The organism is Streptomyces sp. SID1328 (assembly GCF_009865595.1).
GTDB lineage: Bacteria > Actinomycetota > Actinomycetes > Streptomycetales > Streptomycetaceae > Streptomyces > Streptomyces griseoluteus.
The window spans coordinates 1-11,712 of sequence record NZ_WWKH01000134.1 but is presented as its reverse complement, the minus strand read 5'-3'; the positions used below and the strand labels follow the sequence as shown (position 1 = coordinate 11,712).

Genomic DNA, 11,712 nt, shown 5'->3' with positions numbered 1-11,712 from the left:
CCGTGCTGGAGGAGCCCTGGGACCCGCCCGCGGGCCGTTTCGACCGGGCCCGCCCGCTGCTGCTCGCCGCCGACCTGCCCGCCTTCCGCCCCTGGCGCAACCACCTCACCCACCCGGCGGGCCACGCCCAACTCCGCCTGGGACAGGACGGCTTGTGGTACGCGTACGAGTCGGAGCCCGGCCACGACGACTGGTGGCCGCGCGGCGCGCCCGACCTCGACCCGGTCTCCGCCCTCACCACCCTGGACATACCGGACGCCCTCTGAGCGCGGTCCACCCGCCGTGAAGACCGTGGGAGAGTCCGCCGCGCTTTCCGGGGAGCCAGCCACCCGCCAGGCACCGGGCCCCCGGCCCGGCGGAAACGTCCGGGCTGCCGGCACGCCCGGCAGGGGGCCGACCGCTGCACGGGAGCCTCTGGCCAGACCGGGCGGACGCGCGGCGTCGGCGGTGGCCGCTGCCCGGTCCCTACCGTGGAGACAGGACCTCCGCCCCCCCGAGCCACGTGTCCCCGAAGCCCGCGCCGATCTTCGACGACCCGCCCTCTGAGCCGGGCGGGCTCCCGCGGCAGACCGTGCCCTTGGTGCTCAGACCCACTGCTGAAGGCCCATGGTGGCCACCAGGTCCAGCTTGCTGCGGGCGTCCGTGTCGGGGCGTGGCAGAAAGACCATGAGGCGCAGGTCCGCGGGCTGGATCGTCAGGACGCTGGACTCGAGGGCGATCTCTCCGGCCTGAGGGTGCACGACGATCTTGCGCGCACTCTGGAGGTCGCCCACGGTCGGTTGGGCCCACAACGACAGGAAGCGAGGGAGACGACGCAGCTTCGTGACGAGCGCCGCCAGGGAAGGGTCCGACGGGTAACGGCTGGTGGTCGCGCGCAGATCGGAGACGAGAGAGCTCTCGAAGGCGTCCCGTTCGGTCTTGGTCAGCCGCAGTCGTCCGGGCCCCGGCCCGAACTGGGACAGCACCAAGTTGCGGCCGTCGTCGTCGGAAGAACTCGGGTCACCGAAGGTCGCCGCAAAAAGCGGGTTCCAGTGCAGTAACTGCCAGGCGGCGCTGTAGACACCCAGCGGGTTGACGGCGAGCTGCTCCATCAGCCGGTGCAGGCTCGCCGGGATCAGCAGAGGAATCCGGTCCGGTCCCGCCGCGTGGCCGGCCAGGCGCATGAGGTGTGCTTGTTCGTCGTCGGACAGCTGAAGCGCGCGGCCGACAGCTGCGCAGACCTGGGGGGAGGGGGTGAGGGAGCGACCCTGTTCCAGGCGTTCCACGTACTCGGGGGAGATTCCGGCCAGCATCGCCAACTCGCCGCGGCGCAGACCTGCGACGCGGCGGGGAGAGTTGTGAGGGATTCCGACGGCCTCCGGGGTCAGGCGTTCACGCCACGCCCGCAGGACTTGTCCGAGTTCGTTCATGTCCCCATGTTCGCTCACCTTCGTCGTCTCAGGGTCGTACTGGCGGTACGACGAAGATCTGTGCCTTCCTGCAGCCTCGGAGCGCCTACAGGATCGACGTCATGAACACCATCGCGCAGCACTGGATCAACGGACAGTGGACCGGCTCCGGCTCGGTTCTGGAATCGGTCGACCCGGCCGACGGCACAGTCGTCGGCTCCTTCTACGACGGTGGCGAGGCAGAGGCTTCGGTCGCCGTGGACGCCGCCGCCACCGCGTTCGCGACCACCGCATGGCCGCGCACGCCCTCGCTTCGGGCGACCGCGCTCAGCCGGCTGGCCGACGCCCTCGAGGCCCGGGTGCCCGAGGTCGCGGCCATGCTGTCCCGGGAGAACGGCAAGCTGCTGGGTGAGACCACATGGGAGGTCAGCGGTGCGGTCGGGTGGCTGCGGTACGCGGCGGCGTCTGCGCGCACCCAGAGCGCCGGGCGTGCCGCTGAGACGGCACCCGGCCAGTACTCTCACTCGGTGCCCGAGCCACTCGGTGTCGCCGGGATCATTTCCCCCTGGAACTCCCCCATCATGCTGACCGTGCGGGCATTGGGCCCGGCCCTGGCCGCCGGCTGCACCGCCGTGGTCAAACTTCCGGCTCAGACGGCGCTGACCAATGAGCTTTTCGCACAGGTTCTGGCCTCGGTCTCGGAGATTCCGGCGGGTGTGGTCAACGTATTCACCGAGTCCGGCAACACCGGGGCCCCGTTCCTGGTCTCCTCGGACAAGGTCGACGTGATCAACTACACCGGCAGTACGCCGGTCGGGCGCCAGATCGCGGCCGCGGCCGCCGCCACGCTCAAGCGGCTCGGTCTGGAACTGGGCGGCAAGGCCCCGATGGTGATCTTTCCCGACGCCGATCTGGACATGGTGATCCCGACGGTGGTGCAGGCGCTGTTGCTGATGAACGGGCAGTTCTGCTGCACCGGTTCCCGCGTACTGGTTCACCGGGACGTCGCCGATCAGGTGCGCACTCGGCTCACCAGCGCGCTCGCGCAGGTCCGGCTCGGTTCGGGGGACGACGAGAAGGCCCAGCTCGGCCCGGTGATCGACCGGGCGTCCGCCCGGCGGGTGGACGCGATCGTCGAGGAAGCCACCTCGTACGGCACGGTACTGCTGCGCGGCGGGGTGGTCACCGACGGCCCCTTGGCCGCCGGTGCGTTCTACCGGCCGAGCCTGATCGAGGTGGACCGCACCGACGTCCGGATCGTGCAGGAGGAAGTCTTCGGTCCGGTGCAGACGTTCGAGATCTTCGACGACGAGGACGACGCCGTGACCAAGGCGAACGCCACCATCTACGGTCTGGCCGCCTCGGTGTTCAGCTCGGACTCCATGAAGGCTCGCCGAGTCGCCCGGCGCATCCGCACCGGCACTGTGTGGATCAACACCTGGGGAGCCATCAGCGAGGACTTCGAGGAGGGCGGCGTCAAGGGCAGCGGTTACGGCTACCTGTGCGGCCCGCGAGCGATTGAGGAGTTCCAGGCCCTCAAGGTGTACGTGGAGCAGGACCACACCCAATCCGCTCACTGACCACATCACGACCTGGCCCGGCGCCCACCTGGGCTCCGGGCCTTTCCCCGGACGGCCGGCCTTCACCTTCCGCCGGGTACCCGGCCAGGGAGCCGACACCGTCATGGAGCACCGAAACGCTCGCCTGCCTGCTCGAGAACCTTTCCGGGCGGCTGCGCGGTGAGCGAGAGCGGAGGAGTGCCATGGAACCGGATGACCACATCATGCGCGGGCCCGGTGAGAGGAGAGTCGCCGAGGCGGCGGAACGGATCGTGGCCGAGGGCCGGCCACGGTTGCACCGCACCTGGACCTCCTTGGTGGCCACCTCGCTGCTGGGCGGTATCGACGTCGGTGTCGGCGTCATGGCACTGCTGTTCGTGCGGCACGAGACCGGCAGCGAGCTGCTGGCCGGGCTGGCCTTCTCCGTGGGGCTCATCGCCTTGCTGCTCGGGCACAGCGAACTGTTCACCGAGGGCTTCCTGGTGCCCGTGGCCACCGTCGTCGCGGGCGCGGCCGGCTGGCTGGACCTGGCACGTATGTGGGCCACGGTGCTGGTGATGAACCTGATCGGCGGATGGGTGTTCATGTGGCTGGTCATGCAGGCCTACCCGGATCTGCATCGCACCGCGGCTGCCTCGGGCGCGAAGTTCGTCGACGGCGGTTACACGCTGGGCACCTTCTGCCTCGCTGTGCTGGGCGGCGGCGTCATCACGCTCATGACCCGTATGCACCACGGCACTGAGTCCATGACCGGGAAGATCACCGCATCGGTCGCCACCGCGTTCGTCCTGGCCGGGCTCGGGCTGTGGCACTCGGTGCTGGACTCCCTCATCGCATTCGCCGGCCTGCACACCGGCAGGACGTCCTACGGTTACCTCGACTGGCTGCGGTGGCTGGCCTGGGCGGTTCTCGGAAACATCGTCGGCGGCCTCCTGCTGACCACGACACTGCGCCTCATCCGCAGTGCCTCGGTGCTGAGCGACGACAACGCGCAAGCTCCTGATTCTCGATGACAACGAACATGGCACCCTGCCCCGGGCGGACCCGTACACGGCTACGCCACTGTGCCGCACCCGGATGCGGCAGAGCCGCCTCCTGTGGATGCTGGACCGCTTGGAGCGGCAGCCCGGGACCGACGCCCGGGCCGAACGGTGCAGCCACCTCGCCGGGCCGCTCTCCGAAGGATGCGTCCTGTGCCTTTGGCACGGCAGCGTCTTCGGGCTCTCGGACGGCTGGCACGTCCGCGGCCCAGCCGGCCTTTGACGCCCGGATCAGCGACGGCCACGTCGAGAGCCGCCTGCGCCACCAGGAGCCGGGCGGGCAGGCGCCAGCCGGGAGGCAACGGCGTACGGAGAGGGGAACCCATGAACACCGCAGCTGACGGCCGCCTCGCCGGACGTCTGCACGGGCTGCTGCAGCGGACCGGAAGGCAGTACGCGGCGGAGCACGACCGGCCGCTGGGCGGCTACCTCGCAACCATGGCGGGCTTTGCCGCGTACACGACCACCTGGGCCACCGCCGTACGGCTCCGCGGCCGGCCGCTGCCCGACCGGCCCGAGCCGTGGGACGTCGTCCTGACCTCGGTCGCCACGTTCCGGCTCAGCCGGCTGCTGACCAAGGCATCGGTCACCAGCCCGCTGCGCGCACCCTTCACCCGGTACGTCGCCCCGCAGGGCCCGGCCGAACTGCACGAGGAGGCACAGAGCGAGGACGGCAGGCACACCGTCGGAGAACTGGCCACCTGCCCCTTCTGCATGAGCGTCTGGGTGGCGTCCACCCTGACCGCCGGCCAGCTTCTCTGGCCGCGTCCGACCCGCACCGCCATGGGCGTGCTGGCCGCCGTCGCCGGGGCGGACACGCTGCAACTGGCATACAGCGCGCTGATCGAGAAGACAACCGGCGAGTGACCCGGCAGGGGAACGTTCACGGGCGTCCGGGTGGGGCGGGGCACCGACCGCGCGGGTGAAGGCGGTGGGAAGGGGGTACCCGCCGGGGCCTGCTCAAGCGCGCACTGTGGCAGGGACTTCTTGCCGGAACCTCCGGAGGAGTAGTGGTGATGACCCTCGGTGAGAAGTTCGGACAGACCGTCACCGGCAGGCCGGCTCCCATGTGCCCGACCTCGGGGCCGGAGGAGTAGCCAGTCAATACCGCCAGCGGGCGGCCTCAACGCCCGTCGCCCCAGGTGATCACAGGCTCGCTGATTGACCCTTCAAGAGTGACCGGAGGGCAATTCCCGGCTCGCTGTCCGGAGTGCAACCAGTGCTCCGGACAAGCAGTCTGGTTGGGAGGGCAATACCCGGAAACGCGGATGTCGACGTTCCTGAGAGCCACTCGATGGAGGGAGGCCACTCATGGACACCGATCCGATGGCCGACGACGTCTACCAGCCGACCAACAACGACGTGCGCGAAGAGGACGCCGCGCGGTTGGACGACCTGGAGGACGCGGTCGAGGAACCGACCTATGACGAACTCCTCGACGAGGGGTACTCCCCGCCGGAGAAGCCGCTCGGCGTCACCAAGTACGGCACGACCGCAGCCGAGCAGCGGGCGGGCGAGAGCCTCGACCAGCGGTTGGCCCAGGAGGAGCCGGATGTCCGGGAGCCGGAGGGTGACGGGGTGGGCGACCTGCCCGGCGGTGACGGCGAGCTCATCGACCCGGAGGCGGGCGAGGCGCGCGCCGGCCGCCTGGTGGCGCCGGACGAGGGCGCACATCCCGACACCGAGAAAGACGAGGTCGCCTACGACGTGGGCATCAACGGGGGAGCGGCCAGTGCCGAGGAGGCCGCCGCCCACATCACTGACGACGACTTCTCGCCGCCCGGCCTCGACCCCATCCCTCCGGAGGATCCCCTGCTGTACCCCCGCCTCCGTCGTCGGCACCGGCAGGGCTGAGGAGTCAGTCCCTCGCCGAAGCCATGACCCGCGAGGACCTGGCGGGCATGGATTGCACGCCGCCTTGGCGCTTCTCGCGCTGCTATCGCCGGTGTGTGTCGTGGTGCTGTTCTGCACGCTGCCCGGACCCTGAGTCCGGCCGCGCGGAGCTGGGCCGCCGCGATCCCGGCCCGGTCGGCGGCCACCGCGGGGTGAAGGTGGCAGGGCCGGAGGCAGGAAGGGCGGTGGGCCGGGAGGGACCGGGAGTTCCTCGGGCGCGTCCTGGCCCGGTGCCCGTGATCCCCTTGGCATGATGGCCGCCCGGGTTCCCGAGGACAGAACGGAGCCGGTGTCGTGCCCTTCGCGGAGTCGGCCGGCGGTGGCGCGTCCGGGCCCCCTGGAGCTGCCCCGCCGGCCGTGCGGCGGTCCGTGGCGCCGCTGCTGGCCGTGTGCACGGGATACTTCATGGTCATCCTGGACGTCACGGTCATCAACGTCGCCGTGCCCGTGGTGGGCCGGGAACTGCCGGCCTCGCTCACCGGCATCCAGTGGATCACGGACGGGTACACCCTGGTCTTCGCCGGATTCCTGATGACCGGTGGCGCGCTGGGCGACCGCGTGGGCAACCGGCGCGTCTTCAGGGCGGGCGTCTCGGTGTTCACGGTGGCCTCGGCCGCCTGCGCGTTCGCGCCGAGCGCCGCCTTCCTCGTCGCGGCCCGGCTGGTGGAAGGGCTCGGTGCGGCGCTGATCGTCCCCGGCTCGCTCGCCCTGCTCCAGGAGGCGTACCCGCAGCCCGCCGCACGTTCGCGGGCCTTCGGGCTGTGGGGGTCGATGGCGGGTGTCGCCGCCTCCGCCGGGCCGCTGCTGGGCGGGCTGCTGGTGTCCACCGTGGGCTGGCGCTGGGTCTTCCTGATCAATCTGCCCGTCGGCGCGGCCTGCCTGTTTCTGACCTGGCGGCACGTGGCACCCTCGCCGCGTCACGCCGGCCGGTCCCTGGACTGGCCGGCGCAGTGTGCCGTGGTGGCGGCGGTTGCCCTGCTGACCGGTGCGCTGAACGAGGCCGGCCGGCGCGGCTGGTCCGATCCCCTCGTGCTCGCCGGGCTGGGCCTGGTCGTACCCGCCGTCGCGGCGTTCGTGTGGCGCGAGCGCGTCGCCCGTTCCCCCGGCCTTCCGCCGCGCCTGCTCGGCTCCCGCGCGGTGGTCGGCGGGGCCGTCATCGGCCTGCTGTTCAACTTCGGCTTCTACGGCATGGTGTTCACCGCCAGCCTGGACTTCCAGCACCAGCGCGGCTTCAGCGCCCTCAGAACCGGGCTGGCGCTGTTCCCGGCCGTGGCGATGACGATGTTCGCCTCCATCCTGTCCGGACGGCTCGCCCGCCGCACCGGTCACCGTCCACTGGTGGTCTCCGGCATGTTCCTCGCCGCGCTGGGGCTGGCCGGCTGGGCCGCGGCGGGTACCGATCCGGCCTACCCCCTGCTGGTGGCACCGATGATGGCCGCCGGGTTCGGTACGTCCTTCGCGCTCACCGGCTCGACCGCCACGGTGATGGGTGCCGCGCCCCCGGAGTACGCGGGGGCCGCCTCCGCACTGTTCAACACCGCCCGCCAGATCGGCAGCGCGACCGGCGTGGCCCTCGGCGGCAGCCTGCTGGCCACCGGCGCCGACTACGGCACCGGACTTCGCACCAGCATGGCCGTCGGAGCCCTCGCCTATCTGACCGCGGCGGCTCTGGCCTGGGTATGCGTCCCGGCCGCGCCGAAGGCACCGCCCGAACGCCCCACTTCCCGCACTGACCGCACATCCCGCTGACCGGACGTCCCGCCTCCGCGTCCAGTCCCGGAGACCGGGCACCACGGATGCTCGCGCTCAGCGCGCAACTGGCGGCGGCGGGCCCCCGGGAAGGGGGTGACCGGCCGCCGCGGAGAACAGGTCGACCCGTCAAGTCAGCATGCGGGGCTGGGTCTTGCGAGCCCGGTGGATGCCCAGGCCGATGAAGCCGAACCAGACCAGAGTGATCAGACCGACGAGGGCATCCGCGCCCCACCCGTTGACGGCGTAGAAGTGGGTGGCGTCCATGCCGAAGTAGAGCGAAGGGACGGCCAGCAGGTTGATGGCTCCGATGACGACGGCACCGCGCAGGGCCCACCGTGGCACCACCGGTGACGCCGCTGTCATGAACTGCTGCGCGGCACGGGCGAACCCGAGGAAGAACATCGCGATCCACAGGTGTGCGATCGGACCATGAGCCAATGCCATGGCGGCCGCCAGAGGGCCGTCCGTGGTCGGGTCCATCCCCCGGTCCGGGAAGGCCAGGGGAGTACCGGCCTCGAGCGAGGTGGCGAAGAGGATCACCGCGACGTAGGTGAGCAGCGACACGAGGGCGAGCTGACCGACGATGGTGCGCCGGCCCGTGTCGTCCCTGGGAAGCAGGCGTGCCAGGGCAACCCCGAACGCCGTCAGCACAGCCATGATCACCAGCGTCAGCAGGCTGCGCGTCAGGACGTTCCACTCCGGGGGTGGCCCCGAGCAGACGAAGTACAAGGCCACCATCGGCACCGAGAGGGCACCCACTGCCATCCCCGCCCGGCCGGCGAACGTGGTGGGGGTCAGGTCCGGTGCGTCGGCCGCGTCACGGGACGAGGCAGACAGGTTCGGCGTGCTCGATGGCGTGGTCACAGTGACTCCCGGGTGACGTCGTCGGTACGGGGTTTTCCGGTCTGGAGGCCGTGCGGCGAACCGGCGCGTGGCCACTGGTCGCGGACGTGGTCCACGGACAGCAGAGCAGCGTTGACGAGGAGGGCGCTGCCGGGCATCCACAGCCACCACGGATCGTCGAGGTGAGTGCGGAAGACGCCCATCAGCAACCAGGCGATGAGCTGCACGGTGGTCGCGAAGGCGGCCACCGTGGTGACGGCGAAACGGATCCGGGTCGTGGGGCGCTGATCGGTCGGGTCCAGCCCGAGCAGCGTCATCAGGTGTCTGCGAGGACGTGTGGTGTTCACGTCCTCGACCATGTCGGCCGGCCCGTGCGCCGGACGTCTGCCGATCGGGACCGATCGAGTCCACGAACGGCCGGCAGCTTCTACGACTTTCGTTGACTGGGCTTCGCCGAGACCGGCGATCTAGGGTGGTCCGGTGCCGTCTCCTCCCCTCGCCGTCGCCGGCGGTCGCAGCGACGAGACCTCCGTGCGTCGAGGGCCGTGGATCGAGCGCGGCCGGTCGGCGTTGCTCGTTCTCTCCTCGTTCGCCGGTGGACTCGCCCTGCTGTTCCTGGTCCTCGAGCAACGCCCGGGAGGAGGGTGGCGCCTCCTCGACATCGCCGTGGGCGCCGTCGCGAGTCTCGTGCTGCTGCTCCGTTACCGTGCTCCCCTCGTGGTCGGTCTGGTGCTGGCGGTCGCTGGGGCGTTCTGCGCCACCGCCGGTGTAGCCAACTACGTGGCCTTGTTCGCCGTGGCACGCAGCCGGCGCATCGAGCAGGCGTTCGTCGTGGCGCTGGCCGATATCGCCGGTGCCCTGGTCTTCTGGCTGCTGTATCCGGCCAACTCCGCGCTGAGCCTCACCGTGGTGGTCAACACCGCGATCACGCTCGCCGTCGTGGCCTGGGGCGCACTGCAGCAGAAGCAGCAGGACCTGGTCGCGGTCTACCGGGACAGAGCAGCCCGTATCGAGCGCGAGCGAGAGCAGCGTGCGGAACAGATCCAGATGGCCGAGCGCACCAGAATCGCCCGGGACATGCACGACTCGGTCGCGCACTACATCTCGCTGATCGCGCTCTACGCCGGCGGGCTCGAGGTCGCCGGCGACAAAGCCAAGAATGTCGGCACAACAGCCGCGACGATTCGCACGACCGCGATCAGTGCACTCGACGAGCTGCGCACTGTGATCGGCATGCTGCGCGACGGCACCGTCGTGACACCGCGAAGCTCCGAGCGCGAGCACACCGTTGCGGGATTGATCGACGAAGCCAGACAGGCGGGTCAGCTGGTCGTCGCGCACCTTGATCTGCCCGGCACCAGCGGCAACACCGGCAGCACAGCCGCGCTGCGGGAACCCCTGAACGCCGAGCACGTCTACCGCGTCGTGCAAGAAGGGCTGACCAACGCGCGCAAGCACGCCCCCGGCGCACTGGTAACGGTGAATGTTCGCCGCGAGGGCGGTGATGCCCTCGTCACGATCACCAACCCGATCGAAGAAACCGAGTCGGCGTTGCCCGGAACCGGCGCCGGCCTGAGCGGTCTCGCCGAACGGATCGCCACCGTGGGAGGCGTCGCCGAACACCAGGTCGTCGACCACGGTGAGAACAGCCACGAGTTCCGGCTGTCCGCGCGAGTGCCCCTGCGATGACCAGCTCCCCGCCTTCCAGCGGCACCCCCGGCGCACCCACGTCGGTGCTCATCGTCGACGACGACGCGATGGTCCGCGCCGGGCTGTCGATGGTCCTGTCGGTGGACCCCACCATCACGATGGTCGCCGAGGCATCCGGCGGAGCCGAGGCCGTCCTCGCGGCGACGCGGCACCGTCCCGACGTCGTGCTGATGGACCTGCAGATGCCGGAGATGAACGGCGTCGAGGCCACCCGCCGTGTCCGTGCGGCGGTGCCCTCGGTCGCGGTGTTGATGCTGACCACCTTCCACCTGGACACACACGTCCTCGACGCGTTGCAGGCCGGCGCGAGCGGATACCTGCTCAAAGATGTCGCGCCGCAAGAGCTCTGCCACGCGGTTCACCTTGCCGCATCGGGAGAATCCGCGTTCTCGGCAACGATCACCCGCCAACTCGTGGCACGCCACACTCGCGCAGCCAGCGACTCCGCCGGCGCCAAAGCGCGGCGGACATTGGAGGCGCTCACCGATCGGGAACGCGCCGTCGCCGAGGCTGTCGCTGAAGGCGCTTCCAACGCGACCATCGCGAAGGCACTCTTCATGAGCGAGGGCACAGTCAAGACGCACATCTCCCGCGCGCTCACCAAGACCGGCTCGGACAACCGGGTCCAGCTGGCACTCCTGGTCTTCCAGGCGCAGCAGAACTCCTACTGAGGATTTCAGGGCGTAAGGCTCGAAAAGCAGAACGAAAAGGCAACACGGCGGGCACACACCAACGTGCTCACCGCCAAAGCGGTGGTATGTGAAGCCCTATGCAGAGGATCTTCGCAAGGCCGCCTCAAAATAGGATGACCTGCGCGGAGTTGAGACCCCAGTGCGTGAGAAATTGTGAGATGTGAGAGCGTGAGCAGGGTGAGTGAGAGTACGTCCAGCACCCTGCAATACCGCTTTGACGGGCCGGAAGAGGCTCCCGTACTGATCCTGGGCCCCTCCCTGGGTACCACCTGGCACATGTTCGACCGCCAGGTGCCGGAACTGGTCAAGCAGTGGCGGGTCCTGCGCTTCGATCTGCCGGGCCACGGCGGCGCCCCGGCCCACCCGGCCGGTTCGGTCGCGGAGCTGGCCACGCGTCTGCTGGCCACCCTGGACAGCCTCGGGGTGCAGCGATTCGGCTACGCGGGCTGCGCCCTCGGCGGCGCCGTCGGCATCGAGCTGGCCCTGCGTCACCCCGAGCGGCTCGCCTCGCTCGCGCTGGTCGCCGCCTCGCCCCGGTTCGGCACGCCGGACGAGTTCCGTCAGCGTGGCGTGATCGTACGCACGAACGGGCTCGACCCGATCGCGCGAAGCGCGCCCGACCGCTGGTTCACCGGGGGCTTCGCCGCCGCGCAGCCCGCGATCACCGAGTGGGCGGTGCAGATGGTCCGCACCACCGACCCCGGCTGCTACATCGCCGCCTGCGAGGCGCTCGCCGCCTTCGACGTGCGTGCGGAACTGGGCCGTATCGGCGTGCCCACACTGGTGCTGGTCGGCTCGGAGGACCAGGTCACCGGGCCCGCCGAGGCCCGCACGC

Annotated in this window: 11 protein-coding genes and 2 pseudogenes; 10 read left to right on the top strand and 3 right to left on the bottom strand. The window is 70.4% G+C overall.

The window, feature by feature from the left end; genetic code table 11:
* A pseudogene (locus GT030_RS04120) lies at nt 1-266 on the top strand (hypothetical protein); the annotation flags it as partial.
* A gap of 318 nt (nt 267-584) precedes the next feature.
* Here the strand turns inward: GT030_RS04120 and GT030_RS04115 are convergent.
* The gene (locus tag GT030_RS04115) at nt 585-1,409 is read right to left on the bottom strand and encodes a helix-turn-helix transcriptional regulator (protein ID WP_161199880.1); all 825 of its coding nucleotides are present in this window, start codon (nt 1,407-1,409) and stop codon (nt 585-587) included.
* Nucleotides 1,410-1,510: 101 nt separating this feature from the next.
* Here GT030_RS04115 and GT030_RS04110 point away from each other — a divergent pair, with 101 nt between their 5' ends.
* The 6 genes and pseudogenes from GT030_RS04110 (at nt 1,511) to GT030_RS04085 (ending at nt 7,629) form a co-directional block, all read left to right on the top strand.
* Nucleotides 1,511-2,968 (top strand): aldehyde dehydrogenase family protein, encoded by a 1,458-nt coding sequence (locus tag GT030_RS04110; protein WP_161199879.1) that lies wholly within the window; start codon nt 1,511-1,513, stop codon nt 2,966-2,968.
* Nucleotides 2,969-3,150: 182 nt separating this feature from the next.
* A complete protein-coding gene (locus GT030_RS04105) occupies nt 3,151-3,960 on the top strand; it encodes a formate/nitrite transporter family protein (RefSeq protein WP_161199878.1) in 810 nt (269 codons plus the stop codon).
* A gap of 130 nt (nt 3,961-4,090) precedes the next feature.
* A pseudogene (locus GT030_RS36140) lies at nt 4,091-4,328 on the top strand ((2Fe-2S)-binding protein); the annotation flags it as partial.
* On the top strand, nt 4,312-4,854 hold the full coding sequence (locus GT030_RS04095; protein WP_161199877.1) for a DUF1360 domain-containing protein: 543 nt from the start codon (nt 4,312-4,314) through the stop codon (nt 4,852-4,854). The pseudogene GT030_RS36140 and the gene GT030_RS04095, both read left to right, overlap by 17 nt.
* Before the next feature lie 444 nt (nt 4,855-5,298).
* The gene (locus GT030_RS04090) at nt 5,299-5,841 is read left to right on the top strand and encodes a DUF5709 domain-containing protein (protein WP_161199876.1); all 543 of its coding nucleotides are present in this window, start codon (nt 5,299-5,301) and stop codon (nt 5,839-5,841) included.
* A 396-nt stretch (nt 5,842-6,237) separates the two neighbouring features.
* Complete coding sequence (locus GT030_RS04085; protein WP_346009561.1) at nt 6,238-7,629, top strand: MFS transporter; 1,392 nt, start codon at nt 6,238-6,240, stop codon at nt 7,627-7,629.
* 129 nt (nt 7,630-7,758) lie between these two features.
* Here the strand turns inward: GT030_RS04085 and GT030_RS04080 are convergent, their stop codons facing one another.
* Together GT030_RS04080 and GT030_RS04075 are read right to left on the bottom strand one after the other, a co-directional pair.
* A complete protein-coding gene (locus tag GT030_RS04080) occupies nt 7,759-8,496 on the bottom strand; it encodes a hypothetical protein (protein ID WP_346009560.1) in 738 nt (245 codons plus the stop codon).
* On the bottom strand, nt 8,493-8,822 hold the full coding sequence (locus tag GT030_RS04075) for a hypothetical protein (RefSeq protein ID WP_346009559.1): 330 nt from the start codon (nt 8,820-8,822) through the stop codon (nt 8,493-8,495). The genes GT030_RS04080 and GT030_RS04075 overlap by 4 nt, the downstream gene beginning before the upstream one ends.
* A gap of 133 nt (nt 8,823-8,955) precedes the next feature.
* Here GT030_RS04075 and GT030_RS04070 point away from each other — a divergent pair, with 133 nt between their 5' ends.
* The 3 genes from GT030_RS04070 to GT030_RS04060 form a co-directional block, all read left to right on the top strand.
* On the top strand, nt 8,956-10,164 hold the full coding sequence (locus GT030_RS04070; RefSeq protein ID WP_346009558.1) for a histidine kinase: 1,209 nt from the start codon (nt 8,956-8,958) through the stop codon (nt 10,162-10,164).
* A complete protein-coding gene (locus GT030_RS04065; protein ID WP_161199874.1) occupies nt 10,161-10,856 on the top strand; it encodes a response regulator transcription factor in 696 nt (231 codons plus the stop codon). The genes GT030_RS04070 and GT030_RS04065 overlap by 4 nt, the downstream gene beginning before the upstream one ends.
* A gap of 198 nt (nt 10,857-11,054) precedes the next feature.
* Nucleotides 11,055-11,712, top strand: a 658-nt coding sequence (locus tag GT030_RS04060) for an alpha/beta hydrolase (protein ID WP_161199873.1), incomplete at its 3' end; no start/stop codon positions are given.

Coding starts and splice junctions, on each gene's coding strand:
- GT030_RS04115 (WP_161199880.1), bottom strand. CDS start 1,409: ATGAACGAACTCGGACAAGTCCTGCGGGCGTGGCGTGAACGCCTGACC.
- GT030_RS04110 (WP_161199879.1), top strand. CDS start 1,511: ATGAACACCATCGCGCAGCACTGGATCAACGGACAGTGGACCGGCTCC.
- GT030_RS04105 (WP_161199878.1), top strand. CDS start 3,151: ATGGAACCGGATGACCACATCATGCGCGGGCCCGGTGAGAGGAGAGTC.
- GT030_RS04095 (WP_161199877.1), top strand. CDS start 4,312: ATGAACACCGCAGCTGACGGCCGCCTCGCCGGACGTCTGCACGGGCTG.
- GT030_RS04090 (WP_161199876.1), top strand. CDS start 5,299: ATGGACACCGATCCGATGGCCGACGACGTCTACCAGCCGACCAACAAC.
- GT030_RS04065 (WP_161199874.1), top strand. CDS start 10,161: ATGACCAGCTCCCCGCCTTCCAGCGGCACCCCCGGCGCACCCACGTCG.